General features: G+C 52.4%; 1 protein-coding gene. It reads left to right on the forward strand.

What is annotated here, in order from left to right; genetic code table 11:
- A partial coding sequence (locus tag C9J12_RS30350) for a conjugal transfer protein TraG N-terminal domain-containing protein (RefSeq protein WP_193944731.1) occupies nucleotides 1-584 on the forward strand: 584 nt, incomplete at both ends.

Here is a 584-nt window from a genome sequence, read left to right on the forward strand (position 1 = left end):
TCCAAAGCCCCCTTCCCCCGCCTCAAGGCGGGCTTTACTGCCGACGCACAGAAATCCCTGTCTTTGATGGCGCACAAGCTGTACGCCAATAAAGTCGCCACCAATCAAGCACGCTTTACTGCAGGGCTACAAGGCAGCTACGCCAAATACGCGGGGATCAGTCGCACCGCCTCACAAATCACCACACAGAACATGGCCATCAATGCCATTCGCAATGGCCTCACCGACAGTGCTGCAGTGAATGGTAATACGGCCGCTGCTTTTAACTATGCCTACACCCAAAACAAGATGCAGACCACCTCGATGTGGACTGGCATGGCCTTACAGGCTCGCGAGTTCTTACCGATGATGCAATCCATCTTGTTCCTGCTTTTTGGGTGCGTCTCCATTTTGGTGGTCGCACTCGCCATGTTGCCTGGCATGACCAAGTTGGTCTTGTCGAACTACATCAAAGGGTTTGTGTACCTTGGCACTTGGCCCATTTTATTTGCCTTCATTAATTTCATCATGACCACCCGCTTATCCTTGAGCAGCAGTGCCGTGGCCAATCTGTATAACGGCATCACCCTGAGTAACGTGGATGC

The sequence above is a fragment of the Photobacterium frigidiphilum genome (genome assembly GCF_003025615.1).
GTDB lineage: Bacteria > Pseudomonadota > Gammaproteobacteria > Enterobacterales > Vibrionaceae > Photobacterium > Photobacterium frigidiphilum.